We start from the raw sequence: 24727 nt of genomic DNA on the forward strand, positions 1-24727 counted from the left end.
AACCTGCTCTGTACAGCAAAACCGCCCCGGCGTGCATCTCTGCATTCCGGGGCGGTTCGGGTCATTCCACATTTTGGACGATTTTCTCAAATGCCTGTTGCAGCGGCGCTTCGATTCCCTGCGCCGCATAAATCGTTGCGATCATCAATTCGTCCGGATCTACCGCAGTGAAATCCAAATCATACCCCGCATTTTCTGCTAACTGTGACAAAAAGACGCGCTGTGTCCGCCCATTGCCCTCCCGAAATGGGTGCAGCTCGTTGGTTCGTTGATAAAGATCCACCAATGCAGCGATAAAATCATTTCTTGCAAGCCCACAAAGAAGATTATTCTGCGCAAGACGCTTAAAAATTGCCGCACTCACCCGTGGGATTTCCTCCACCGGGCAGAACTGCGTTCCTTTTTTGGACAGGTTGACCATCCGTACCTGTCCCGCCCAATCATACAACTCACCGAATAAATGTCGATGGATTGCTTTATAGTGCTCAAAATCAAATGCTGCACATCGGGGGTTCTCTGACCATTGTATCGTTTTGGCCGTAACCAGAACCGATTCTACTGCATTCAGCTCTTTTTGCGTATGCAGATCAAATTTATTGACCAGGACTGTCGTTCCCGGATAGCAGCCGTCCTGAGCCGCTTCGATGGTATAAGGCATTCGTCACCTCCGGGACAGCTCCTGCTTTTTCTGACGTTTCAATGCTTCTCTTACAAGGGTCGCAGTGTCGATTTTTCCATCCAGATAGCGCAGGCAGTCTCTCTTTTCCTGCTCTGAGATCTCCAGCCCCTCCATCCGGGCCGATGCAACTGCGTTTGCAAGTGCTCGTTTCCGTGCTACTGTCATTTTTCCGCCCCCCTGTTTTTATCAGTATACCAAAAAACACCCACAGAGTGCAAGAGATAAAACCGCCCCGGCGCGCATCTCTGCATTCCGGGGCGGGGCGGGTCATTCTGAATAATGTGCGAGGAACTGTCTGGTACGCTCTTCCTGGGGGTGGTCGATGAGCTGTTTGGCCGGGCCCTCCTCCACGACCACGCCGCCATCCATGAACAGGATGCGGTCGGCCACATCGCGGGCAAAGTGCATCTCATGGGTGACAATGATCATCGTGGTCTTGCGGTCGGCAAGGTCGCGCAGGACCTTCAGCACCTCGCCGGTCAGCTCCGGGTCAAGGGCGCTGGTGGGCTCATCAAAGCAGAGGATATCCGGGTGAAGCGCCAGCGCGCGGGCAATGGCCACACGCTGCTGCTGGCCGCCGGAGAGCTGATGCGGGTAGTGGCCGGCCCGCTCCGAAAGGCCCATCTGCGCCAGCAGTTCTCTCGCCTGCTGTTCCAGCTCCGCGTGGATGGCCTTTTTGTTTGCCTGATATTCCGGGCGTTCCTTTGCCAGCAGTTCTCCTGCCAGCATCACATTCTGTAAAGCCGTGTACTGCGGGAACAGGTTGAAGTTCTGGAACACCAGACCGAAATGGAGCCGCTTTTTACGGATCTCGCTTTCCTTCTGGGTGGCAGGGTCGGCGGCATCCCACATGGTCTCGCCGTTCACCTTGATCACACCCGTGTCAGGCCGTTCCAGAAAGTTCAGGCAGCGCAGCAGAGTCGTTTTGCCGGAACCGGACGAGCCGATGATCGCCAGCGCTTCCCCCTGCTCCAGATCCAGGGAGATGTCCTTCAACACATGGGTCTCGCCAAAATTTTTCCCGATACCGGAAGCTTCGAGCAACGCCATAATCTATCTGCCTCCTTAGCAGCGGAAATAATCGAGCTTTTTTTCAGCCCAGTTGAACAGGATGGTCAGTGCGCCCACAAACACCAGGAAGAAGAGCGCGGTGGAGAACAGCGGCCAGATCAGGCCCTTTGCGCTGTACTCCTTGGCCATCATAATGATTTCCTTGTTGGCAATGGTGTTTGCCAGCGAGGTATCCTTGACCAGCGTGATGATCTCGTTGCCCATGGGGGGCAGGATGCGCTTGACGACCTGAAGCAGGGTCACCTTGAAAAAGATCTGTGTTTTGGTCATGCCAAGCACCTGCCCGGCCTCAGTCTGCCCCTTGGGCACTGCTTCAATGCCGCCGCGGTAGATCTCAGAAAAATAGCAGGCATAGTTGATGGCAAAAGCCACCACCGCCGCCACCATCCGTCCGCCGGAGCCGGAGGGCCAGGGGTTGTTCATGCCCAGCAGGCCGGGGCCCAGATAGATCACAATGATCTGCAGCATCAGCGGGGTACCGCGGATGATCCAGACAAAGGTCTTGACCAGCTCGGCCAGCGGCTTGCAGCGGCTCATGGAGCCAAACGAGACCACCAGCCCCAGCGGCAGTGCAAACAGCAGTGTCAGGGCAAAGAGCTCACAATTGAGCAGGAACGCGCCGGACAGGCGCATAAGAATCACAGACACAAAAACACACCTTTTTTATTCAGAATCCATATTTCCCTTCCATCACCGCCGGTGAAAGTCCCCTCTGCTCGGGAGCCTTTCACGCATCGGCAACAAAAAGCCTCCCTCACCGAGGGAGGTTGCATCGCATAGCGATGACGGAAGGAGTTGTTCAACAAATTCAGTCAGCCAGTGCCAGATCGTACTTATCGGCCAGTGCCTGCAAAGTGCCATCGGCCTTCAGTGCATCAAAGGCCTCATCCACAGCGGCGGCAGCATCACTGCCCTTGCGGAATGCCACGCCGTACTCCTCGGCGTTCAGCTCGTCCACGATCTTCAGGTCGGCATAGTCAGTGCCCTCACCGATCATGGCATTGGCCAGGGTCAGGTCAAGTACAGCGGCATCGGCAGTGCCTGCGGCAACTTCCATCAGGCAGTCGGTCTGAACGCTCTTGGAAACGTAATCAGCCTGTGCCAGGTTCTCGTCTCCCTCAATGGCAGCCTCACCGGCGGAACCAGCCTCGGCGACCACGGTCTTACCCACCAGATCAGCGGTAGAGGTATAATCGGTGCCATCTTTCACAACGACCACCTGTGCATTCTTTGCATAAGCCTTGGTGGTAGCGGTGTTCTGCATGATATCATCGGTCAGGGTCATGCCGTTCCAGATGCAGTCGATGCTCTTGGCATCCAGCTCCACGACCTTGGTATCCCAGTTGATCTCCACAAACTCCGGCTCCACGCCCAGCTTTTCGCAGACAGCAGTGGCCAGCTCGGTATCAAAACCGGTGAAGTTGCCATCGGCATCGGTGTAGTTCATGGGCTCGTAAACAGTGTAGCCAATGACCAGCTTGCCCTTGCCCTTGATGTAATCCAGATCGCTGCCTGCAGCCTGGGAAGCGGCAGCACTGCCGGAAGCAGAGGCCGAAGCAGATGCGGCAGTGGAAGTGGAAGCGGCACCGCCGCAGGCGGCAAGGCTCAGTGCCATGGCACCGGCCAGAAATGCGGATACAAGACGTTTCATATACGGTTCCTCCCTCAGTGGCAAGCAGCTTCGTTTTATTGCTTTACCATGATAAATTGCTAAACTGTGGTTATAGAATAGCGCGTTTTCTGCCATTTGGCAAGGGGGAAAACCGATTTTTCGCAGTTTGCTCAAATCTTTACCGCTTTACCACGGCAAAGCGGTCATTTTGACAAAACAAAAACGCCGCGTCGGCAGCTGCCAGACGCGGCGAGAGGGTTTCTCTCTGAAAACGCAGCGGAATGCCACCGCCCCCCTATCCGGGAGAGCCGGTGCGCGATTGCGAGACCGAAAAGGGTTTCCTCCTCAGCTCAGGGCATCCAGCGCCGCCTTTTGCAGATCGGTGATATCAATGGTACACAGAGCCTTCAGGTCGGCATCGCCGCCGGAAAGCCCGGCGATCTCGGTGCGGGTCTTGCCCTTGAGGGCATCACAGAAGCCCTCGCTGTGCTCATACCACTCCTTGCCCAGCGCCGATGCGCCGCGCATCCCGTAGTCCTCACCCAGCTCCAGCTTGGTCTTGACGAGGTCCGGAGCTGTCACACCGCCGTCCGACACTACCGTCAGGGCCGGCTCGGCCATATCCGCAATGGCACTGGTCACACGGCGGTCCGCATCGGTGGTCAGTGCCACGATGCTCACATCCACCTGCGCATTCACATCCTTGTCATCGGTGGCGGTAATGTCCGAAGTCCCGTTCACCGCTTCGATGCCCAGCGCGGCCCTGTCGCCCTTGGCGGCACCCAGTGCCCTGGCATTGGCGCAGGCCCGGGTCACGGCATCCCGGTAACGGTCCACTGCAATGGTGCAACCGCTCAGCAGGTCGGCATCCGTGGGCTTGCCATCCTTATCCACTTTGAGCATGGAGACCTGTTCCGGGGTCATGCCGATCAGGTAACTGGCAAAGGCATCCACATGTTCCGCCCATCCCTTTTTCAAGGAAGAGACCTCGGCCAGCGGGTAATCGTCCCCCTTCTGCCGCTTGGTGCGCCAGTCGGTGGGCAGGGTCACATGGCCGGTGCTGTCCGCCGAAACAGACACTTCCAGCTCGTCCAGCAGAACACTCTCCAGTTTCCCCTCGCCATCCAGCAGGACAGCGGCCGCTGCCAGTTCAATTTTCCCTGCCCTGTCCTGATCGGTAGCCTCTGTCACCACACCCAGACCGGTTTTCCATGCCGCTGTCTGGGTCTGTGCGGAGGATGTGCCGCTGCTTCCGCTCATGCTGCCGGAGCTGCCCGACCCGGCGTTCGTTTTGCCACAGGCGGTCAGCAGCAGCGCCGCCGCCATGGCACAGCTCCAAAGAGCCCGATGGTTCTGATTCATAGATACGCTCCCTTTCCACACGGCCCGTTGGGCCTTTGCCCCATAGTATGTCCAGAAGAGCGTAAGATTACGCAGCCGACGGGAGTTTTCCAAAGCAAGTGTCCGCTGGGGTGGGACCCTGTTGCCGCAGGCAATCGGGCGGGCGATGGAATGGCCCGTTTCACTTGCGTGGAAAAGCTCCCCGCGTGCTGCGCGCAGCCGTTCACATCAACGGGCTCAGCAGCCGCAGCACGCTGTCCAGTGCTGTGCCCGGCAGATTGGTGCGGCAGTCGGAGCGCATGATCTCCCGGCACTGCGGCAGGGTGCGCTCCACATCCTTCCGCAGAGCGGCGATCTGGCTGTTATGGAAGAGCAGTGTTCCGCACTCAAAGTGGAGAAACAAGCTCCGGTAATCCATATTGATGCTGCCCACCACGGCCACGCGGTCATCGCTGACATAGCACTTGGCGTGGAGGAAACCGGGCGTGAATTCATAAATGCGCACACCCGCCCTGAGCAGGGGCAGATAGTAGGAACGGCTGAGCCGGAACACCAGCTTCTTATCCGGGATCCCGGGCAGGATGAGCCGCACGTCCACCCCGCGCTTGGCCGCACTTTTCAGAGCATCCAGCATCTCTTCGCCCACGGCCAGGTAGGGCGTGTAGATATAAACATATCTCTGGGCCTGAGAGAGGATGTCCAGATAGACCGTCTCGGCCAGCGGTTCCTCATCCAGCGGGCTGTCCGCGTAGGGCTGCACCACGCCATCCTGCACTGCGGGCAGGCGGGTGGGCGCAAAGGCGGTGTAATCGGTCTCCTGCGGGCGGAAGGCGTTCCATACATTGAGGAACATCACGGTAAAGTTCCAGACAGCGGCACCCTCCAGCCGGATGGCCGCATCCTTCCAGTAGCCAAAGCGCTGCTCGGCATTGATATACTCATCCGCCAGATTCACGCCGCCGGTGTAGGCCACATTGCCGTCAACCACCACGATCTTGCGGTGGTCGCGGTGGTTCATCACCAGCGAGACCAGCGGCACCACCGGGTTGAAAGGGATGCAGCGGATATGCGCCTTCTCCATGCGGATGACAAAATCACTGGGCAGGCCCAGCAGGCTGCCAAAATCATCGTAGATCAGCCGCACATCCACGCCCTGAGCGGCCTTGCGGCGGAGGATCTGCTCCACACCGTCCCACATTTTGCCGGAACGGAGGATAAAAAATTCCAGAAAGATAAATTTTTCCGCCTTGTCCAGATCCGCCAGCAGCTGGGGATACATCTCCTCCCCGCAGGAAAAGTAGTGAGCAGCGGTATCCCTCCAGGCCGGATATGGTCCGAACTTTGCCACGTAGCGGCTCAGGTTCCGGCTGGAGATATCCAGCGCATCGGTCTGGCCCTCGGGCTGGGCAAGCTCGGTCTGATGGGCCTGTTCCACCTTCTGCATCCGCTCCCGCAGATACTTGGCGGGGGCCTTGTTGCCAAAAGCCAGATAAAGCGCGCCGCCCAGCAGGGGCAGAAGGCCGATCAGAACGATCCAGCCGATCTTATAGGCACTGTTTTCATCCTTGCGCACCAGATACAACACGATCAGGATGCTCAGCGCCTTCAGGGCACCGTTCAGCCAGACCCGCCCCGCCGTGAACGACCAGAACGCCCAGAGCAGCCAGAGCACCTGTAAAGCCACCAGCACCACCGTGATCGTGACACGGTTGAAGATGCGGTTAAAAAACTTGACGATAGGCAATCTGAACATGTGGTATCCCTCCCCTGCCGCCCACGGCGATTTTTGATGCTGTTAGTATAGCGCAGAGCGGAAGATTTTGCAAATAAAAAAGCGCCCACAACGGCTTCCCCCGCTATGAGCGCCTATTCAATCGTGGGCAGAATTTTTCCGAGGGCCGTCCGCTTATGCTTCCGCGTCCTCATAACCAACCAGCAGGCCGCCCAGCTCTGCATAATAGCTGCACAGACCGCCGCATTCGCTGATGTCCACCTTTGCTCCATCAAACACAGCCTTTACCATGTGCTTCAGGCGCTCGGCAGCGGCGGGATTGCCGCAGTGAGAGATATGGAGCCTGCCGTTGGTGTAGCCGTGCTCTTTGAGTTCCAGCACAATACGTTCCAGCGCACCATGCTCGCCACGGGTCTTGCAGAGAACATCCAGCTCTCCGGCCTCACTTGCCTGTCCGATGACCCGGATGCCCAGCATCCGCGCCACAGCAGCAACGGCAGGCTTCACACGGCCATTGCGGGCCAGATTGGCCAGCGACTCCAGCGAGAAGAGCAGATGGGTGTGCTTGTGGTAACGGAGCATCTCTTCACAGATCTCGTCAAACTCCTTGCCCTCAGCCAGCAGATCCCGCAGATGCTCGGCCAACAGGCGCTGCTCCGGGCCGGTGGAAAGGCTGTCCAGCACGAACACCCGCTTGCCGGGATTCTCCTGCTGGTATTCCTCGGCGGCCAGCTGGGCGGCATTGTAGCTGCCGGACAGAGTGCCCGTGATGGTGATGGCATACACCTCGTCGGCTCCCTCGTAGGCGGCCAACCAATCGCTGACGTTGGGGCAGGAGGTCGAGGTCTTGCCCTTATAGGTGCGCAGGGTCTGGGCCATGCCCAAGGCATCCATTGTGCCGTTGTCCAGATATTCGGCATCGTCGGTGATGATCTTCAGGGGAACGCATTCAAAATCCACGCCCTGCAAGGTGTACAGGCTGGCGGAGGAATCCACAACGATCTTGGTGTTCATAAGCATTTATCTCCATTCCGGCGGCAGAGGATGCCGCAGTTTTTCCTGTTGTTTGAATCACTATATCAGTTTTTCAAAAACCTGTCAACTGTTTTCTTGAATTATTTCAAAAGTTTTTAATTTCCTGTTGACCATATTTCCAAAACATGGTATACTGTCCGCATGAAATTAGAATCAAACCGCCGCGTTGCGGCCTGCGCCGCAGGGTTTGCCCTGCCCCGGTATGCAGAACTCCCCACCGTAGGGCTTTATCTGGATCAGAGTGTACAGTTTGTCAACGGGTGTTTCCGCACATTTCAGGGGGTGGAGCTCACCGCTTCCATGGTGAGCAACTACGTTAAGAAAGGGATCATCAGCCACCCCATCAAAAAGAAGTATACCCGGGATCAGCTGGCCTGCCTGATCTACATCGTGGTTTCTAAAAATGTCCTGTCCATGGAAAACATCGACAGTCTGTTCAAGATGCAGCAGGCGCATTATACCTCCGCGCAGGCGTATGATACCTTTTGCGATGAGCTGGAGAACTACCTGCCCTATGTGTTCGGCCTGACCAAAAGCTTTTCCGAGCTGGAGCCGGATGTTGATGATGCACGCAAGCTCCTGCGCAGCACCATCATCTCGGCTGTGAACAAGATCTATCTGGACTGCGTTTTTACCGACCTGCGGCAGGAGCAGGCCCTCTGGCCCGATATCCTGCCGGATCTGGCATGATAACAATAAAAATAGCCCTCTCCGTCATGCTTTGTAAAGCAATGATGGAGAGGGTCATTTTTTCTTAAAATGTAAGCGTTGGGCTGATCTCATTGCGGCGCTGGGCCTGCACGATGCAGTCCTTTTCCGGCACGACACCTGCCGCACCCAGGGTGTTGAACATGGTCTGCAAAGCAAGCGCCGGGGTGTTGTTCTCCTGCGAGAGATGGCAGAGGGCAAACTTCTTGCATCCCTCCTGGATCAGCTCCAGCAGCTTTGCCGAGCACTCATCGTTGGAGAGGTGGCCCCGGTTGGACTCGATGCGGGAGCGCAGGTAGTAAGGATACCGCCCGCTGCGGAGCATGTGGAGGTCGTAGTTGCTTTCCAATGCCACCAGGTCACAGCCGCTCAGGGCCTGATGCACCGGCGGGGTCAGGACACCCAGGTCGGTGGCAATGGTCATGGTCTTGTTGTCCGGGGTGTGGATGCGGTAGCCCACGCAGGGCACGTCGTGGCTGGTGGGGAACATCGTCACGCCGAAATCTCCCACATCCTCTTCCCCGCCGGACAGGGTGCGCAGCTCACAGCTGGCGGGCACGATGCCGTTTGCATCCAGAAAATCCAGCGTATCGTCTGCGCCGTATACCGGCAGCGGATTCTTTTTGAGGAAGGTGGCCAGCCCCTTGACGTGGTCAGAGTGCTCATGGGTGACCAGAATGCCCGCACAATCGCTGATGTTCAGGCCCAGCTCCTTGAGCGCCGCCGAGGTGGTGCGCACGCCCTTTCCCATATCGATGATGATGTACTTCTCCCCCGTGCGCACCACGCTGCAGTTGCCGGAGGAACCAGAGTATAACGAGATGAATTCAGACATTTCAAACCTCAAGAAACGAACCTCTCCGTCATGGCTTCACAAAAGCTCCCTGTCAGGGGAACTTCTGCAAAACAGACTGAGAGGTTCTGAATGATCACATTGCTGATTCCAGTGCGGCAGGCATCCGCTCCACCTTGCTGATCTCAGCGCCCAGGCCGCGCAGCTTTTCCACGATGTTCTCGTAGCCGCGCTCAATGTGGCCGATCTCCTCGATCTCGCTGGTGCCATCTGCCATCAGAGCAGCCACGACCATGGCCGCACCGGCACGCAGGTCAGAAGCACGCAGGGGGGCAGGGTTCAGCTTGTCCACACCCTCAAACACGGCAACCTGACCGTCCACCTGCACCACTGCGCCCATCTTGCGCAGCTCGTCCACATAGCGGAAGCGGTTGTCCCACACGCTCTCGGTGATGGTGGAGGTACCCTTTGCCACGCTGAGCAGCACACCCATCAGGGGCTGCATATCGGTGGGGAAGCCCGGGTGAGGCATGGTGTTGATCTTCAGCGGCAGGATATCGCCCTTGCGGGAGACGCGGACGGAATCATCGAATTCCTCCACATCCACACCAGCACGGCGGAGCTTTGCCGTGATGGGTTCCAGATGCTTGGGGGTGACATTTTTGATCAGAACGTCGCCGCCGGTGGCAGCAGCGGCAACCATGTAGCTGCCCGCCTCGATCTGGTCAGGGATGATGCTGTAAGTGCAGCCGTGCATCTTTTCCACGCCGCGCACCTTGATCACATCGGTGCCGGCACCGCGCACATCCGCGCCGCACATATTCAGGAAGTTTGCCAGATCAACGACATGGGGCTCCTTGGCGCAGTTTTCCAGAATGGTCTGGCCCTGTGCCATCACAGCGGAGAGCATACCGTTCATGGTAGCGCCCACGCTGACCTTATCAAAGAAGATATGGGCACCGTTCAGTTCCTTGGCACGCACAGTGATCATGCCGTAGTCCACGCTGTCCTCTGCACCCAGTGCGCTGAACACCTTGAGGTGCTGGTCGATAGGGCGGGGGCCCAGATTGCAGCCGCCGGGCATGGCCACCTGTGCCTTGCCAAAGCGGGAGAGCAGTGCACCCAGGAAGTAGTAGCTGGCACGCATCTGGCGGGACAGATCGTCCGGGACGTTGGTGCTGTTCAGGTGGGTGGTGTCGATCTCGTAGGTATTGCGGTTCAGCATCTTGATGCTGGCACCCAGGGTGCTCAGGATCTTCAGGCTGACTGCCACATCACTGATGTCCGGCAGGTTTTCGATCACACAGACATCTGCCGCCAGAATGGTGGCAGGCAGAATGCCCACAGCCGCATTTTTTGCACCGGAAATGGTAACTTCGCCATGCAGGGGCTTGCCGCCCGTAATAACAAACTTTTCCAATTTTATAATCTCCTTGTCGCAGGCCCGCCAGCGGCAGGGCCACTCAGGGTTCTTGCTTGATCTCTCCGCGCACCGCTGGGCACACACCCTCACGATACAACTATCTTATTATACACAACTTCGGGCAAAAAGCAAAGCCCCCTTTTCCCCTGCCGGATTATTTTCTGTTTTGCCCAGAATCTGCGGAGATATTCGACATTTTTGTTTCTTATTTCAAAAATTTTACAATCAGCGCCCCTTACCAAACACAATCCTCACTGCAGGTCTCCTTGATCCAGCCCAGCTGATAGGCCTTGACCAGCTGCTTCAGGTCGTGTACCCGCTCCCGCAGGTTCTCGCCCTCGTCCGTCTCTTCCACCAGAATGCGGTGGTTCTCCGTTTCCAGAATGTTCTTCTGCGACACGATGTCAATGTTTTCGTTCACGGCCTTTTCGGCACTGACAAAGGGCTGATGGGTCCGCAGGGACATGGTGCGGCTGGAGTACACCAGCGTATACCCTGCAATGCCGGTCTTTTCATGGTAGGCGCGGCAGAACCCGCCGTCAATGACGACCAGACGGCCCCCGCCCTTGATGGGGCTCTCTCCGCTCTTCTCCCGCACCGGCACATGGCCGTTGACGATGTGGCTGGTGCCGGGCAGACCGAATTCCGCCAGGATACGGCGGCAGGCGGCCTCTTCATTGTACCATGTATAATAGGGGTCCTTGACTTCCTCATGGGTGGCGGGGTCGGCAATATACAGCCGCTCAAAGGTGGTCATGGCGCTGCGGCCGAACAACGGCGACAGCTTGCCGCACCACAGATACCACAAAAAGTCCTGACCGCTCCGCCGGGCCGCGCTGCCCTCGGGGGCAAAGTAGCCGCGGCGTGCCCGCTCGTCACAGTAGTCCATCAAGCCGCGGCCCGAGTAGTTGTGTCCCTCGAACCGCTCCACGGCAAAGCTGCCGTTTTTGGTCATGGGCACCACACCGTGGTAGAGCAGGTTGCCGTTCTCGATGTGGTAAACGCTGCCCTTGGCATACAAAAATTCCACATGCTGCTGCAAACGCTCGCTCTGCCGGAAGGATTCCACCAGCTTGCGGAGCACCAGCCGCTCATCATCATTCAGGGCGGCGGGGTCTGCCGGGTCAACGGTGGGGAAGCTGGTGTCCCGCAGGGGGTATGCCTGCCCGTTCAGGGTCACTGTTCCCTTTTTCCAATCGATGTGCCGCAGGAAATCCCGACCCTGCATCTTGAAATCCGGGTTGCGGTCGATGACCTTGCACTCCATCTTGAGCATCAGAATGGTCACGGCCTTGTGCATCACGGCACAGCGGTGGAGCATGCCCTCGGTGTAAGGGCCGCGCGCCGCATCGGTGTGGGGCATCCAGAGGGTCAGGTCGTCATTTCCGTAGAACTGCTCGGCCATCCGCTGCAGATGCCGCAGGTTGATGCCGTAGCAGTCCTCAAGCATGGCATGGTTGTGGTAGGCCAGTGTCGTTTTGAGCACAGTGCAGACGCAGATGGGACTTCCGGCGGCGGCACCCATCCAGACCACGTCATGGTTGCCCCACTGGATATCCACATGGTGGTGGCGCATGAGCCGGTCCAGTATGATATCAGGCCGGGGGCCGCGGTCAAACAGGTCACCCACGATGTGCAGCTTGTCCACAGCCAGCCGCTTGATGAGCTCACACAGCCGGACAATGAACCGGTCAGCGCGGCCATTTTCGATGATACTGCCCACGATCTGCCCATAATAAAGGTCCTTGTCGTGGTCCTCAAAGTGGGCATGGAGCAGCTCATCCAGAATATACCCGCAGCTGGACGGCAGGCAGGAGCGCACATGCTGCCGGGTATGCTTGGAGGACACCAACCGGCAGATATCAATGAGCTGAAGCAGGGTCTCTGTGTACCAGTGGTCAAGCGCTTCTTCATCCGTACACTCGGCTTTGAGCTGGGGCAGCTTCTCGTTGGGGTAATAGATGAGCGTTGCCAGCTCGGCACGGGTCTGTTCCGGCACACTCTCCCCCAGCACAATATCCACCTTTTCCCGGATGACACCCGAAGCCGAGTTCAGGATGTGGACAAAGGCCTCGTTTTCACCGTGCAGGTCGCTCATAAAATGTTCGGTGCCCTTGGGCAGCTTGAGCAGGGCCTGGGTGCTGATGATCTCACTGGCAGCGGCCGCCTGCGAGGGGTAATCCCGTGCCAGCAGGGAGAGATATTTCAAATGATCCCGGATCTCCTCGTTTTCGGTGCGCATGATATCCTCCGTCTGATATGTAGTATTTTTGCATGATATATAATATTCTATCATAGTATACCACATTCCATGTCATAAATGGTATAATAAACAAGAGTAATTCTGTCAAATCTTTTGCAAAGGACTTGGATATTATGCCCAAAACCATTTCTGTTGCCGTGCCGGAAGCCTGCACTCTCTGCCCCCGGCAGTGCAAAGCCGACCGGGCCGCCGGGCAGACGGGCTTCTGCGGGGCGGGCCGCACCCTGAAAGCGGCCCGCGCTGCCCTGCACTTCTGGGAGGAGCCCTGCATCAGTGGCACCCGGGGCAGCGGCACGGTGTTTTTCTCCGGTTGCACCCTCAAGTGCTGCTTCTGCCAGAACTACCCCATCAGCGCCGAGGGGCTGGGCAGGGAGATCACCGTAGAGCGCCTGGCCGAGATCTTTCTGGACCTGCAGGCGCAGGGAGCCCACAACATCAACCTTGTCACGCCTGGGCAGTGGCGGCCCTGGATCATCGCCGCCCTCGACCTGGCCCGGGCACAGGGGCTGCATCTGCCCATCGTCTGCAACACCGGCGGATACGAGACCGTGGAGAGCGTGCACGCCTGGCGCGGCTTCATCGACATCTGGCTGGCCGACCTGAAATATGTTTCTCCTGCCCTTTCGGCAGAGCTTTCCGCCGCGCCGGACTATTTTGCACAGGCCAGGCCCGCCATTGAAGCCATGATGGCTCAGGCCGGGCACCCTGTTTTTGACAGCGAGGGCATCCTGCAGCGGGGCGTGATCCTGCGCCACCTTGCCCTGCCTGGCCATGTGGACGACAGCTTTGCCGTGCTCGATCAGATGGCGGCTTGGAACAAGGCCGATCCCGGGTGCTTCCTGCCCAGCGTGATGAGCCAGTACACCCCCTTCTATCAGGCGGCAGACCACGGCATCGGGCGGCGCATCACCACCTACGAATACCGCCGGGTGGTCAACTACGCCATGGATCTGGGCCTCAGCTCTGGCTATATGCAACAGAAGAGCAGTGCAAAGGAAGAGTATACGCCCAGCTTTGACCTGACGGGGGTGTAAACCCCACCGTCATCCCTGCGGGATGCCACCGCCCCTAGTAGGGGCGGCCTTGGCAAAACCATAAGGCTTTACGCAATGCCAAGGGCCCCACTATTAGGGGGGCTGTCACCGCAGGTGACTGAGGGGTTTTTTCGTCAAAACAACCAAAATTTCTTTTTCTTTTTCTCTCGGCCGAAACAGCATTTGCTTGCTATCCGGTGCGCTGTGCGGTATAATGGATACAACAATGTGTTCTCACATGAAATGGATCCCGGAAACGACTTTTTAGGAGGAGCGTTATGGAACACTACAATCCCATCCTCGGCAGCGAGCCCAACGGCCAGAAATTTATCACCTGCGGCGAGATCATGCTCCGTCTGACCCCGCCGAACTACGAAAAGATCCGCATGGCATCCAGCTTTGAAGCCAGCTACGGCGGCAGCGAGGCCAACATTGCACTGGCCCTGGCCAACCTGGGTGTGGACAGCACCTTCTTCAGCGTAGTGCCCAACAACAGCCTGGGCAAGAGCGCGGTGCGCTGGCTGCGCTCCAACGATGTGCATTGCACCCCCATGATCCTGACCGAGCCCAACGAGACCCCCTCCAACCGGCTGGGTACTTATTATCTGGAGACCGGCTACGGCATCCGCGCTTCCAAGGTCATTTATGACCGCAAGCACAGTGCCATTACCGAGTATGACTTCTCTCAGGTCGATCTGGACGCTCTGCTGGACGGCTACGACTGGCTGCACCTGAGCGGCATTACCCCGGCACTGGGCCCCAACTGCCGCGGCCTCATCATCGATATGCTCAAGGTGGCCAAAAAGAAGGGCCTGACCGTCAGCTTTGACGGCAACTTCCGCTCTACCCTGTGGAGCTGGGAGGAAGCCCGCGATTTCTGCACCGAGTGCCTGCCTTACGTTGACGTTCTGCTGGGCATTGAGCCCTACCACCTGTGGAAGGACGACAACGATCACAGCAAGGGCGACTGGAAGGACGGCGTGCCCCTGCAGCCCAGCTATGAGCAGCAGGACGAGATCTTCCAGCATTTCATTGCCCGCTATCCCAACCTCAAGTGCATTGCCCGCCATGTGCGCTATGCCCACAGCGGCAGCGAGAACAGCCTCAAGGCCTTTATGTGGTACGACGGCCACACCTTTGAGAGCAAGCTCTACACCTTTAATATTCTGGACCGCGTGGGCGGCGGCGATGCCTTTGCCAGCGGCCTGATCTACGCCATGCTCCACGACTACCGCGCCATGGACATGATCAACTTTGCCGTGGCAAGCAGCGCCATCAAGCACACCATCCACGGCGATGCCAACATCACCGACGATGTCAGCTCCATCCGCAACCTGATGAACATGAACTACGACATCAAGCGGTAACATTCCTTTATACGCAAAGATCCCCTCCGGTACGCGCACACCGGAGGGGATCTTCTTATTATGCTTCAATCTTACAGAAACACATCCAGCATCTTTTCCAGCGGGGTGCGGGTGTCAAGCTCCAACCCGGCTTTCTGTTTCAGCATCAGGATGCGGCGGACGCTCTCGTTGAGGCGTTCCTCGCTGATGGTTCCATTCTGCACAGCCTCCAGTACACCGTCAAAGGCTTCCGGCAGGTCGGACGGCATCAGCAGAAGATCTGCCCCGGCGTTCAACGCCGTTACAGCCGCTTCTGCTGCAGAATAGTGGTCACGAATGGCTTGCATGGAAAGCGAATCGGTGCAGATGACCCCAGTAAAGCCCAGCTCCCCCCGCAGACGCTCGGTCAGCATAGTGTAGGAGAGCGACGCAGGCAGGCCGTCCTGCGTTGCATTGGGGGTGGTAATGTGGGCGGTCATTACTACGTCGGCCCCAGCTGCGATTCCAGCCGCAAAAGGCTTCAGCTCCGTTTCCCGCATCTCTGCCCAAGTCTTGGTGCTGCTGGCCGTGCCGTAGTGGCTGTCCTCTGCGGTATCTCCGTGGCCCGGGAAATGCTTGAGTGTGCAGAGTATGCCCGCATCGTGAAACCCTTGTACAGCGGAGGCCACCATCTGTGCCGCCACTGCCGGATCCGACGAAAATGCTCGGTTCCCGATCACGGTATTGGCCGGATTGGTGTTCACATCTGCCACTGGAGCAAAGTCAAGATTCAGGCCGTAGGTTTTGAGGTAGCCTCCGATGATCTGCCCCATGGCACGGGCATTGGCCGGGTCCCCTGTTGTACCTACTGCCTGGGCACTCTGGTATTGGGGCAGATCAAAGCCGGAAGCATTGGCCAACCGGGCCACGCTGCCGCCCTCCTCATCCACGGCGGTCAACAGACCGGTCCCGGATACTGCCTGAAAATCTGCCAGAAGCTTTTTCAACTGCTCCGGGCTTTTCACATTCTGCCGAAACACCACAATGCCGCCCACCGGATACTTTTTCAGCCCCTGCCGTTCTGCCCAGGTCAGCCTTGTGCTATCAGACTGTCCACTGGGGTCCAGTGCCTCGACCCGCACCACGAACAGCTGCCCCACCTTTTCCCGCAGAGACATGGCAGCAAGCCGTTCCTCTACCGGGTCAATCCGGGCTGCTGCCAAGGCCGTTCCCGTCAGCAGCAGAGCCGCAGACAACAGCACAGCAGCTGCCCGCCGGATGATTTTTCGCACGAGAGACACCTCCTCTTTCTCTCAGTGTAGCACACCCTGCAAAGGTGCACAAGATGCAAAGATCCCCTCCGGTACGCGCACACCGGAGGGGATTTTCCATATCAGAAATGCATCAGGAAAGGATCATGCGGTCGTTGGCGAACTCGCCGCCGGACGCGATCTGGAACTTGGCCAGCAGGTCGGAAACATGCAGGTTCTTCTTCTCTTCCCCGGAGACATCATAGATGATGTGGCCCTCGTGCATCATAATCAGGCGGTTGCCGTACTTGATGGCATCCTTCATGTTGTGGGTGATCATCATGGTGGTCAGGTGGTTCTCCTCCACAATCTTGGCCGAGAGGGTCAGCACCTTGAGCGCCGTCTTGGGGTCCAGAGCGGCGGTATGCTCATCCAGCAGCAGGAGCTTGGGCTTGTTCATGGTAGCCATGAGCAGGGTCAGTGCCTGACGCTGACCGCCGGACAGCAGGCCCACGCGGGCGGTCAGGCGATCCTCCAGGCCCAGGTCCAGGCTCTTGAGCAGTTCACGGTAGCGCTCCCGTTCGGCCTTGGTGATACCGATCCTCAGGCCGCGCCGCTTGCCGCGCCGGGCGGCCAAAGCGAGGTTCTCCTCGATCTGCATGGTGGCAGCGGTGCCGGTCATGGGGTCCTGGAACACGCGGCCGATGTAGGCGGCGCGCTGGTGCTCCCCCAGTTTGGTCACGTCGGTGCCGTCAATGATAATCTTGCCGCTGTCCACAGGCCACACACCGGCCACAGCGTTCAGCATGGTGGATTTGCCCGCACCGTTGCCGCCGATGACGGTGACAAAATCACCTTCGTTCAATTTCAGGTTCAGACCATTCAGGGCCGTTTTCTCGTTGACGGTACCGGCGTTGAAGGTCTTGGAAACATTCTGGATCTCAAGCATTTTTTGCATCCTCCTTCTGTGCCTTCTTTGCCGCGGGCTTTGCGAAGTACTTGCTCTTCCAATAGGGCACGGCCAGGAACACGGCCACCACGGAGGCGCTCAACAACTTGAGCAGGTTTGCGTCAAAGCCGAGGGTCAGCACCAGCTGGATAACGATGTAGTAGATGATGGCACCCAGCGAGACGGACACCAGCTTGAGGGCAAAGTTGTGGAAGATGCGGCTGAACAGGGCCTCGCCGATGATGACAGCGGCCAGACCGATGACAATGGCACCACGGCCCATGCTGACATCAGCAAAGCCCTGATACTGGCTCAGCAGTGCGCCGGACAGGGCCACCAGACCGTTGGAGACCGCCAGACCCAGCACCACATTGAAGCTGGTGTTGATACCCTGGGCACGGCTCATGGCGGGGTTGGAACCGGTGGCGCGGATGCCGCAGCCCAGCTCGGTGCCAAAGAACCAGTACAGCACGCCGATGACCACGGCGCTGACCAGAATGACCATGATGATGGGGTTGTGCAGGGCAAGCTCCTTGACCCAGCGCAGGGAGATGAGCAGGTCGTACTTGTCCACGTTGATGGACTGGTTGGCCTTGCCCATGATCTTCAGGTTGATGGAGTAGAGGGCCAGCTGGGTCAGAATACCAGCCAGAATGGCCGGGATGCCCATAAAGGTGTGGAGCAGGCCGGTGACAAGGCCGGTGGCCAGGCCGGCCAGCAGGGCGATGAAAAGCGCTGCCCAGACGTTCATGCCGGAGAGCAGGCACATAACGCAGACCGCGCCGCCGGTGCCAAAGGAACCGTCTACGGTCAGGTCAGCCACATCCAGGATGCGGTAGGTCAGGTACACACCAATGGCCATGATGCCCCAGATGAGGCCCTGTGCACAGGCACCGGGCAAGGCACCGGGCAGGTTGGCAAGTCTTGCAAGAATATCCAAAACGTTTTCCTCCTGTAACTACACTTTTTTCTGGTACGGGAAAGCGGAGAAGAGCAAAAATTTGCTCTTCTCCGCTGATTTTATTGTAAAGTCTCTTCGTTACTGCAGCGTGAACTCTGCGCCCCTATCAGGGGAGCTTTCTGCCAAACAGACTGAGCGCTTGTTATTCCTCAATGGCCTCGTAACCCTCGGGAACGGTCATGCCCAGGTCATCGCAGATGGTCTTGTTGTACTTCTTGGTCACGTTGGTGTACTCAACGGGCATGGTGGAGATATCGGCCTCACCGGTCAGAACCTTGGCAGCCATCTCACCGGTGGTGTAGCCCAGATCGTAGTAGCTGATGGACAGGGTCGCCACGCCGCAGCCGGAGCAGATGCCCTCCTCACCGGCGAACACGGGCTTCTTGGCCGGGCGGCAGATGCCGTCGATGATGCCGGTGTTGGCAGCGCAGGTGTTGTCGGTGGGGACATACACTGCGTCGTTCTCGTCGGCAGCCTTCTGGCAGACAGAGGCCAGATCGTTGGAATCAGAGAAAGCGTACTGGGTGGCGGTAACGCCCTTGGCCTCCAGGTACTTCTGGACCTCGTCCACCTGATACTGGCTGTTTGCCTCGGCAGAGCAGTAGAGCAGGCCCACCTTGGTGGCCTCGGGCAGCCACTCGGTGATCATATCCGCCTGCTGATCCAGCGGAGCCAGATCAGAGGTGCCGGAGACATTGCCGCCCACGGTGCCATCGAAATCGGTCAGGCCCAGAGCAACACCGTACTCGGTGACGGAGGTGCCCAGAACGGGGATGCTGTCGGTGGCAGCCTGTGCGGCCTGCAGGGCGGGGGTAGCGTTTGCCATGATCAGGTCAACGCCTGCGGAAACAAAGCCGTTGGCGATGGTGGCGCAGGTTGCGGAATCGTTCTGGGCGTTCTGGAAGTCAAAGGTGACATTCTCGCCGAACTGTGCGGTCAGGGCATCCTCAAAGCCCTGGGTGGCAGCGTCCAGAGCGGCGTGCTCCACCAGCTGGCAGATACCAACGGTATACTTCTGGCCGTCAGCCGCTGCGGAAGAGGCCGCAGCAGAGGAAGCGGTGGAAGAAGCAGCCGTGGAGCTGGAGGAACCGCCGCAGGCAGTCAGGGCAGCAGCTGCGCCGCAGACAGCGGCGGCAGACAGGAACGAACGACGAGAAATTTTACGCATGATATTACTCCCTCAATTCTACTTTCGCGGCAACAGGACACCGCATGAAAGTCAGTATTCAAGCGGTCTATCGCATCGCGCTGCCGCTTTACACTCGTGAAGTATATCACACTTTCCGCTCTAAAACAACCGGGAAACAGCCCGAATTATCAATCAAAGTAATTTTATCTATCACTTTTTTCGATTGTTCTGTGCCGCATCTGCATTCCTTCGAGCTTTTTCAGCTCACCGTCCAGCCAGAGCAGATTTTCTTCCAGCTGGGGGCGATACTCTTTTGCAAAGTCGTACCGGTAATACAGCGCCTGCCACAGCTTTTCCTGCATCCGCCGGGCAAACACCGGCTCAAACAGAGCGTCCAGCCGCTCCACGGTGTCCTCCAACTCCATGCACACCTGCGCCCAGCGCACATCGGCGGCCTCCCGGGCGGGCACATCGTACCGGGCCAGATAATCCCCCACCCTTGCCGCAATGACCTGCCCGCCGCACTGGGTGGGCTGCAAAAAGTAGGATACCTGCCCGTCCTTCGTGATCTCCTGCGCCAGCGGGTAAAGGGCGCAGACCAGCGGCTCGGCATCGTGGATGGCGCAGTGGTTCCCGGTGAGGAAGGGGCAGTTGCCGCGCTCCTCCTTCAGCGGAGCCAGCCGCAGCACCGGCAGGCGGCTGACCCGCCCGATGCTTCCCCTGCAGAACGCCCGGGCCACGGTGCGGGGCGGCAGACGCAGGCGGGCCGCGATGCGCCACAGGTCAAAGCCCGACAGCACGATATCCTCCCGCCCCCGGCAGCAACCGCCGCAGCCCGCGCAGGCAAACGAAAACGCCTCGTCCCGGGCAAGCAGGGGCGCGGTGCGGGTAAAATCGGTGCGGCCGCAGAGATCGACCTGTGAATCCTTGAGCATGATGGTTCTCCTGTTCTGTGAATGGTTTTGTTCCATTGTACCACAAAGCCGGACACAGAAAAAGGGAGCGCATCCGCTCCCCTGTTCAGGACCCCCGGCTCACACGGCGGTAGACCGTTACGGCATCCTCGATGTGGTAGGGCGCGGTGCTGTGGTTTCCCCCTGCCCCGGCCGTGACCAGAATGTATTCCCTGCCCTTCACCTCGGCCAGACTGGCAAGGCAGAGCCCAGCTTCCCCGGTGTAACCGGTCTTACCGCCCAGGATCCGGCCACTGTGCAGCTCTGTGCCGTCCAGCTGGCTCAGCAGGGTGCTGTGCATCGTGAACCCCTGCGGGTGGCAGTTGGTGGCCGGAACGGTATACCGCTCCGTGGTAAACAGCTTGCGGAAGGTCTCGTTCTGCAGGGCTGCTTCTGTCAGCCGGGCCATATCCCGCACGGTGGAAACATGCTCCGGGTCGTGCAGGCCGGTGGGGTTGCAGAAATGCGTAGCGGTCATCCCCAGTTCTGCCGCTTTCTGGTTCATCCGGGCCACAAAAGCTTCCTCGCTGCCGCTCACCTCCCGGGCCAGCGCTTCGCAGCACTCGGCCCCCGAGGGCAGCATGGCACCGTACAGCAGATCCCGCACCGTGGCCGTTTCCCCGGGCTGAAACCCTGCCAGTGAGGCATTCTGGGCCTGCAGAGCCGGAAAGATCTCCTCGGGCAGGTTCACGGGCGTGTCGAGGTCCGGGTTTGCTTCTATGGCCAGCAACGCCGTCATCATCTTGGTCATGGAAGCCGGATAGATCGTGCTGTCGGCATCCTTTTCGGCCAGCACCTCTCCGCTGTCGGCCCGCAGTAAAATGGCATGGGGACTGTTCAGCCCATCCAGCGTGACCCGCCGGGGCCACAACAGCAGAAGCAGGGTCGCCAGCACCAGCAGCCAGAACAGCCGCCGGAAGGCTCTGCGCCGGTGCTTCCGGCGGCGCGGTGAAGTTTTCATTCTCGTTCTCATCCTTTTTTGCAAAATCAAAAGCGCTTTCATCCCCTAATACGAGACGAGAGCGCCTTTTTCTGCAAAAAGTGGGGCCGCCCCACAAAAATTTGTGCAGCGACCCCAAGCCAGTTTGATATTTCACCTTTTTACGTCATCTACAAGAACGTGTTCAGTGCTGTGCCTTATGGAACATGCTCTTACGCTTACGCTCCAGCAGATAACCGGCAGCCAGCAGAACACCGCCTGCACGCACCAGAACATCTGCCATCCAGTTGGTGGTACCGGTCTGGATCAGCTTGCCGCTCTCCGGGCGGGCATCCTGTACCGGCGGATTCACGGGAGTCTCCGGGGCGGGCGTGGTCTTAGCAACTGCCTGCTCCACGGCGGGAGTGGTGGGCCGTGCATCCTGCACTGCCGGGGTAGTCGGCGTAGTGGGAGCCGGAGGAGTCGGATCGGAATCCTCGGGCGTTTCCGGTTTCGGGTTCGTGGGGATCACAGGGTCGGTCACTTCCCGCAGAGCGCCGTAAATGGTCACGGTGTACTGTGCGGAGTCGGTGCCGTCGATGGTTTCGCCGGTAACCTTCACGTTGGAATCCGGGCCAAAGGCATCCAGCACACCCGCTGCTGCGGTGGTGTTGGGGTTGTTCTGGCTCTCATAGCCCCAGACGATGGTATAGGTCTTGCCCTCATACTCGTACTCGGTGCCATAGACCATGTCATAAGCGCTGGGAGCACCCTCTGTCTGCTTTTCGTAGTTGCCCCAGATGAGCTTGGTGTTGCCCTCTGCATCGGTGGTCTTGGTGAAGTTCAGGCTCTTACCGTTCACCACCATATCCCGCAGAATAACGACCTGATCGCCATTCTCAGCGGTCTGGTAGGCAGTGTCGAAATTGTATCCGGCCCGCTTCAGCTCTTCCAGCGCCTTGCCGATGATCTCCGGGTCGTGGGAACCGTCCACATCCAGCATATAGTTCAGTGCGGCGGCGGGCACCCACACGGAGAGATACTGCTTCCCGGTCTCCTTGTTCAGGTCAGAAAGGTAGGTATAGGTCTGGCCTTTATAGGAAAGGGCATCGAAGTTTGCGTGGGTATCATCCTTGGTCAGCAGGAAGTTGGTCAGCTTGTCGCCCTGATCGTTCACCGGCCACAGGGTGTTGTCGGCCTTGTAGTCATAGGTCAGCGTGCCGCCGGTAACGATGAGGTTCTGGCCCTTGTCACTCTTAGTACCCACAATAGAGTTTACATCCACATGGGACCCATTCCGAATGGTAGTGGTGGAGTCGCTGCCCAGAGAATAGATACCTTTGAGGAAATTGCCCTCAGTGATAAGAGTGCCGTTATCCATGGTAAGAGTTGCACCGTTACCGAGAACAATAGCGCTTGCGCCTTTTGTAGCCTGCGAAAGGTGCAACTTGCTATTTTGATCAACCAGAATACTGCTTGGATTCTTGCTTAGGTTAACACGCAGAGCATGAGCATAACCCTTCATTTGCAGATTATATTCGCTCTCTCCGGTAACATGCAGTTTGGTCGCACCACTCTGACCGCCAACAAACATCATACCAACACTGCCTATGGAGGTAACCTTGCTCTTGCCGCTGATTTCTACTTCATCAAAACCAGCGTAGATGCCAGTGGGAGCTTCCAATTTGACCTCGCTCTTGTTGGTAACGGTCAGTTTTCCCTTTCCATTACTCTCAGGGCCGTAGATGGCAGTACCATTCTGAGCACTGACGCTTCCGGTGGAGTGATCAAAGGTGATGTCAGTGCCGCCACCGGAAGCAACGGAGATACCCATGCCATTGCCGCTGATATTCACCTGGGAATTATCGAAGGTGATGTCCCCGGCACCGCCCTCATAGTCGATGCCACGGCCATTGCTGTCGATGTTCAGCGTGCTGTCCTCTACGGTCAAGCTGGAACCGGTTCCACCGTAGATTGCAGAGCTCTGTGTTCCCTTGATCTCCAGTGTACTGTCACCTGTTACCGTGATGTCATCGGTACTGTCAATGCCATAACCATTGTTGCCGTAGACTAAACCTTCCTGATCATTATCGATCTTGTAAGCACCGCTGCCCACCGTGTCAATGGTCAGGCTGGACTTGTCTTCTACGGTCAAATCGCCCCGCTGTACGATACCGCGTCCACCCTGCGTACTGGAACCTGCTTCTGTGTGCTTGATATCCACATCGGCATTGTCCGTCAAGGTCACATCAGAATCGTTAGAGATCACCATTCCGGTAGAAGTATGATCAATGTTCAGAGAGCCTTGGTCGCTGGTCTCGTCTCCTTTGATGGTCAGGGACGCACCCTCGCCACTGCTGTCATCACCTGCGTTTTCGCCGCCCACACGGATGCCTTCCACATTGCGGTTGGGGCTGCTCGTGCCTTCTTTTTTCGCTTCTTCTGCTTCCTTGGCGGCATCCTCCAAGGCTTCCTTGCCATCAATGGTGTTTTCGCCCTTTAATGTAACGTCCACCGTGGAGTTATCCCGTGCAACAATGCCTGCGGTGTTATCTTTTTCGGTCAGATTGATTTTGGTATTATCCAGCGTCAGGTCAACATTGGTTTTTTTGTTCTCATCCTCACCTTTCAGATTCACACCGATATCAATGCCGTTGCCGCCGGTGGTCAGGTTGGAATCCTTGACTGTCAAGTCAACATCTGCACCCTCGCCCACCTTGATGATGGTTTTATCTTCTTTGGTATCTGCATCTGCGGGCACTTCAGCCGGGGTGTCAGTCTGGGTGCTGGTATCGCTGGTATCTACATTCACGCCGTCAAGAATGATATCCACATCACGTTTGCCCTTCTCGTTCGTGACATCTTCTTCCACAGTGACGGTATTATCCGTTTTTGTACCTTCTGCCTGCGTGATGATGATTTGGCCATTGTCCTCGGTATCCTGATCCACATAAGTACGGTTTTCACCCTTATCTACACCCTGATAACTAAATGCTCCGCTCTCATTCTCCGCAACAGTCACATCACCGTTTTCTAGTTGATACGTCACCGCAGAAGCACTGGGGCCAACCGCGCTCACTGCAACCGCAGTAGCCAGCGACATTGCTGCCAACTTGAATTTCTTGTTTGTCATTTTTCTTCTGCTCCTTTCCAGTTCATGCTCACATGATCGAAAAGTGGTGGTCAAACAGCAGGCCGATCCTTTGTCAACTGTTTTTTGCATGGGAACGCGTTTCTCCCAAAAGCGTTTCCAGCCTTATGATAGCACACCGTACGAAAAAATCAGGCAGAAATAGAAACCTTTGGCAATTTCTTTACCGGTGAAAGAAAGTACCGTACAAAAGCAACAAACCCCCAAGGAATTTCTTCCTCAGGGGTTTCATGTAAGTCGGCGACTACCTATTTTCACGCGCCGTTTCCAGCGAACTATCTTGGGCACGAGTGAGCTTAACTTCTGTGTTCGGAATGGGAACAGGTGGAACCTCACCGTCATCGTCACCGACCAATATGACTGGTTCAGTATAACATTTCTGTTCTACTTTGTCCAGTG

21 protein-coding genes and 1 rRNA gene are annotated in these 24727 nt (G+C 57.7%); 3 read left to right on the top strand and 19 right to left on the bottom strand.

Annotated features, from left to right (window positions below):
• Positions 1-61 precede the first annotated feature (61 nt).
• From MTP42_RS08165 to MTP42_RS08200, 8 genes are all read right to left on the bottom strand, one after another.
• Positions 62-658, bottom strand: coding sequence for a Fic/DOC family protein (locus MTP42_RS08165; protein WP_249257102.1), 597 nt, complete (start codon positions 656-658; stop codon positions 62-64).
• A 3-nt stretch (positions 659-661) separates the two neighbouring features.
• The gene (locus tag MTP42_RS08170; RefSeq protein ID WP_035395000.1) at positions 662-844 is read right to left on the bottom strand and encodes an antitoxin VbhA family protein; all 183 of its coding nucleotides are present in this window, start codon (positions 842-844) and stop codon (positions 662-664) included.
• 102 nt (positions 845-946) lie between these two features.
• Positions 947-1729 (bottom strand): amino acid ABC transporter ATP-binding protein, encoded by a 783-nt coding sequence (locus MTP42_RS08175; RefSeq protein ID WP_249257103.1) that lies wholly within the window; start codon positions 1727-1729, stop codon positions 947-949.
• A gap of 15 nt (positions 1730-1744) precedes the next feature.
• Positions 1745-2383, bottom strand: coding sequence for an amino acid ABC transporter permease (locus tag MTP42_RS08180; protein WP_207697782.1), 639 nt, complete (start codon positions 2381-2383; stop codon positions 1745-1747).
• Between the two features lie 175 nt (positions 2384-2558).
• Positions 2559-3401, bottom strand: a complete 843-nt coding sequence (locus MTP42_RS08185; protein ID WP_249257104.1) for a transporter substrate-binding domain-containing protein — start codon at positions 3399-3401, stop codon at positions 2559-2561.
• 306 nt (positions 3402-3707) lie between these two features.
• Entirely contained in the window at positions 3708-4724 is a 1017-nt protein-coding gene (locus MTP42_RS08190; protein ID WP_249257105.1) for a hypothetical protein, read from the bottom strand.
• A 202-nt stretch (positions 4725-4926) separates the two neighbouring features.
• Positions 4927-6456, bottom strand: coding sequence for a cardiolipin synthase (gene cls / locus MTP42_RS08195; RefSeq protein ID WP_249257106.1), 1530 nt, complete (start codon positions 6454-6456; stop codon positions 4927-4929).
• A 153-nt stretch (positions 6457-6609) separates the two neighbouring features.
• Positions 6610-7449, bottom strand: coding sequence for a DegV family protein (locus MTP42_RS08200; protein ID WP_242699397.1), 840 nt, complete (start codon positions 7447-7449; stop codon positions 6610-6612).
• A 162-nt stretch (positions 7450-7611) separates the two neighbouring features.
• Here MTP42_RS08200 and MTP42_RS08205 point away from each other — a divergent pair, with 162 nt between their 5' ends.
• Positions 7612-8160: a DUF1836 domain-containing protein gene (locus MTP42_RS08205; RefSeq protein WP_098922126.1), complete on the top strand. Its 549-nt coding sequence runs from the start codon at positions 7612-7614 to the stop codon at positions 8158-8160.
• A 64-nt stretch (positions 8161-8224) separates the two neighbouring features.
• On the opposite strand, the gene MTP42_RS08210 is transcribed toward MTP42_RS08205, so the two are convergent.
• The 3 genes from MTP42_RS08210 to MTP42_RS08220 all read right to left on the bottom strand — a co-directional run bounded on the left by MTP42_RS08210 (position 8225) and on the right by MTP42_RS08220 (position 12636).
• Positions 8225-9013 (bottom strand): MBL fold metallo-hydrolase, encoded by a 789-nt coding sequence (locus MTP42_RS08210; RefSeq protein ID WP_154277195.1) that lies wholly within the window; start codon positions 9011-9013, stop codon positions 8225-8227.
• A 94-nt stretch (positions 9014-9107) separates the two neighbouring features.
• On the bottom strand, positions 9108-10391 hold the full coding sequence (locus MTP42_RS08215; RefSeq protein WP_097773760.1) for a UDP-N-acetylglucosamine 1-carboxyvinyltransferase: 1284 nt from the start codon (positions 10389-10391) through the stop codon (positions 9108-9110).
• A 238-nt stretch (positions 10392-10629) separates the two neighbouring features.
• Entirely contained in the window at positions 10630-12636 is a 2007-nt protein-coding gene (locus MTP42_RS08220; RefSeq protein ID WP_249257107.1) for a fructose-1,6-bisphosphatase, read from the bottom strand.
• Between the two features lie 134 nt (positions 12637-12770).
• Between MTP42_RS08220 and MTP42_RS08225 the strand changes: the two genes are divergently transcribed.
• Entirely contained in the window at positions 12771-13691 is a 921-nt protein-coding gene (locus MTP42_RS08225) for a radical SAM protein (protein WP_097773758.1), read from the top strand.
• 278 nt (positions 13692-13969) lie between these two features.
• The gene (locus MTP42_RS08230) at positions 13970-15058 is read left to right on the top strand and encodes a sugar kinase (protein WP_154277198.1); all 1089 of its coding nucleotides are present in this window, start codon (positions 13970-13972) and stop codon (positions 15056-15058) included.
• Between the two features lie 71 nt (positions 15059-15129).
• Here MTP42_RS08230 and nagZ read toward each other — a convergent pair whose 3' ends face one another.
• The 8 genes from nagZ to rrf form a co-directional block, all read right to left on the bottom strand.
• Positions 15130-16308 (bottom strand): beta-N-acetylhexosaminidase, encoded by a 1179-nt coding sequence (gene nagZ / locus MTP42_RS08235; protein WP_249257108.1) that lies wholly within the window; start codon positions 16306-16308, stop codon positions 15130-15132.
• Between the two features lie 112 nt (positions 16309-16420).
• Complete coding sequence (locus MTP42_RS08240) at positions 16421-17215, bottom strand: ABC transporter ATP-binding protein (protein ID WP_156072239.1); 795 nt, start codon at positions 17213-17215, stop codon at positions 16421-16423.
• Positions 17208-18155, bottom strand: coding sequence for an ABC transporter permease (locus MTP42_RS08245; protein WP_098922117.1), 948 nt, complete (start codon positions 18153-18155; stop codon positions 17208-17210). Before MTP42_RS08245 ends, MTP42_RS08240 begins: the two co-directional genes overlap by 8 nt.
• Positions 18156-18318: 163 nt before the next feature.
• On the bottom strand, positions 18319-19344 hold the full coding sequence (locus MTP42_RS08250) for an ABC transporter substrate-binding protein (protein ID WP_249257109.1): 1026 nt from the start codon (positions 19342-19344) through the stop codon (positions 18319-18321).
• 164 nt (positions 19345-19508) lie between these two features.
• Positions 19509-20240: a YkgJ family cysteine cluster protein gene (locus MTP42_RS08255; protein ID WP_249257110.1), complete on the bottom strand. Its 732-nt coding sequence runs from the start codon at positions 20238-20240 to the stop codon at positions 19509-19511.
• 85 nt (positions 20241-20325) lie between these two features.
• Positions 20326-21219 carry a D-alanyl-D-alanine carboxypeptidase family protein gene (locus tag MTP42_RS08260; RefSeq protein ID WP_249257111.1) on the bottom strand — a complete coding sequence of 298 codons (894 nt, stop codon included), beginning with the start codon at positions 21217-21219 and terminating at the stop codon, positions 20326-20328.
• Between the two features lie 163 nt (positions 21220-21382).
• Positions 21383-24310, bottom strand: a complete 2928-nt coding sequence (locus MTP42_RS08265; protein ID WP_249257112.1) for a hypothetical protein — start codon at positions 24308-24310, stop codon at positions 21383-21385.
• 253 nt (positions 24311-24563) lie between these two features.
• Positions 24564-24680, bottom strand: a 5S ribosomal RNA gene (gene rrf / locus MTP42_RS08270).
• Positions 24681-24727: the final 47 nt, after the last annotated feature.

Origin of the sequence: Faecalibacterium sp. I2-3-92 (assembly GCF_023347315.1) — a bacterium.
In the GTDB taxonomy this organism is placed as follows: domain Bacteria; phylum Bacillota; class Clostridia; order Oscillospirales; family Ruminococcaceae; genus Faecalibacterium; species Faecalibacterium duncaniae.

Bases quoted from the DNA above. Each gene is read 5' to 3' on its own strand.
- MTP42_RS08185 (WP_249257104.1), bottom strand. From the start codon at position 3,401: ATGAAACGTCTTGTATCCGCATTTCTGGCCGGTGCCATGGCACTGAGC.
- MTP42_RS08240 (WP_156072239.1), bottom strand. From the start codon at position 17,215: ATGCTTGAGATCCAGAATGTTTCCAAGACCTTCAACGCCGGTACCGTC.
- MTP42_RS08260 (WP_249257111.1), bottom strand. From the start codon at position 21,219: ATGAAAACTTCACCGCGCCGCCGGAAGCACCGGCGCAGAGCCTTCCGG.
- MTP42_RS08205 (WP_098922126.1), top strand. From the start codon at position 7,612: ATGAAATTAGAATCAAACCGCCGCGTTGCGGCCTGCGCCGCAGGGTTT.
- MTP42_RS08225 (WP_097773758.1), top strand. From the start codon at position 12,771: ATGCCCAAAACCATTTCTGTTGCCGTGCCGGAAGCCTGCACTCTCTGC.
- MTP42_RS08255 (WP_249257110.1), bottom strand. From the start codon at position 20,240: ATGCTCAAGGATTCACAGGTCGATCTCTGCGGCCGCACCGATTTTACC.
- MTP42_RS08175 (WP_249257103.1), bottom strand. From the start codon at position 1,729: ATGGCGTTGCTCGAAGCTTCCGGTATCGGGAAAAATTTTGGCGAGACC.
- MTP42_RS08250 (WP_249257109.1), bottom strand. From the start codon at position 19,344: ATGCGTAAAATTTCTCGTCGTTCGTTCCTGTCTGCCGCCGCTGTCTGC.
- MTP42_RS08180 (WP_207697782.1), bottom strand. From the start codon at position 2,383: ATGCGCCTGTCCGGCGCGTTCCTGCTCAATTGTGAGCTCTTTGCCCTG.
- MTP42_RS08230 (WP_154277198.1), top strand. From the start codon at position 13,970: ATGGAACACTACAATCCCATCCTCGGCAGCGAGCCCAACGGCCAGAAA.
- MTP42_RS08165 (WP_249257102.1), bottom strand. From the start codon at position 658: ATGCCTTATACCATCGAAGCGGCTCAGGACGGCTGCTATCCGGGAACG.
- MTP42_RS08190 (WP_249257105.1), bottom strand. From the start codon at position 4,724: ATGAATCAGAACCATCGGGCTCTTTGGAGCTGTGCCATGGCGGCGGCG.
- MTP42_RS08265 (WP_249257112.1), bottom strand. From the start codon at position 24,310: ATGACAAACAAGAAATTCAAGTTGGCAGCAATGTCGCTGGCTACTGCG.
- MTP42_RS08170 (WP_035395000.1), bottom strand. From the start codon at position 844: ATGACAGTAGCACGGAAACGAGCACTTGCAAACGCAGTTGCATCGGCC.
- cls (WP_249257106.1), bottom strand. From the start codon at position 6,456: ATGTTCAGATTGCCTATCGTCAAGTTTTTTAACCGCATCTTCAACCGT.
- MTP42_RS08200 (WP_242699397.1), bottom strand. From the start codon at position 7,449: ATGAACACCAAGATCGTTGTGGATTCCTCCGCCAGCCTGTACACCTTG.
- MTP42_RS08210 (WP_154277195.1), bottom strand. From the start codon at position 9,013: ATGTCTGAATTCATCTCGTTATACTCTGGTTCCTCCGGCAACTGCAGC.
- MTP42_RS08220 (WP_249257107.1), bottom strand. From the start codon at position 12,636: ATGCGCACCGAAAACGAGGAGATCCGGGATCATTTGAAATATCTCTCC.